At 73.7% G+C, this 354-nt stretch carries 1 protein-coding gene; it reads right to left on the minus strand.

Annotated elements, in window-relative coordinates:
* Positions 1-315: aminotransferase class V-fold PLP-dependent enzyme (locus tag C7C46_RS36195; protein WP_245984096.1), on the minus strand; the 315-nt coding region annotated here is incomplete at its 3' end.
* Positions 316-354 lie beyond the last annotated feature (39 nt).

Genomic DNA, 354 nt, shown 5'->3' on the forward strand with positions numbered 1-354 from the left:
GCCGGCCAGCAGGTTGAGCGAGTCGGTGGTGGCCCGGGTGAAGACCACCTGGTCGTCCGCCCGCAGGTCGAGGAAGTCGGCCACGGTCCGCCGGCTCTGCTCGAACAGGTCGGTGGACAGCTGCGAGAGGTAGCCGGCGCCGCGGTGCACGCTGCCGTAGTACGGGGCGTAGGCGGCCACGTCGTCCCAGACCCGCTGCAGGGCGGGCGAGCTGGCCGCGTAGTCGAGGGCCGCGTAGCCGACCTTCTCACCGGAGACCAGCGGCACCTGGACATCGGAACCGAGTACGGCGAGCGGGGCGCAGAGGTCGGACAGGGGCCGCGCGGAGCGCGTCGAGGCGAGGGCGGCGGCGTG

The organism is Streptomyces tateyamensis (assembly GCF_003205575.1).
Taxonomy (GTDB): domain Bacteria; phylum Actinomycetota; class Actinomycetes; order Streptomycetales; family Streptomycetaceae; genus Kitasatospora; species Kitasatospora tateyamensis.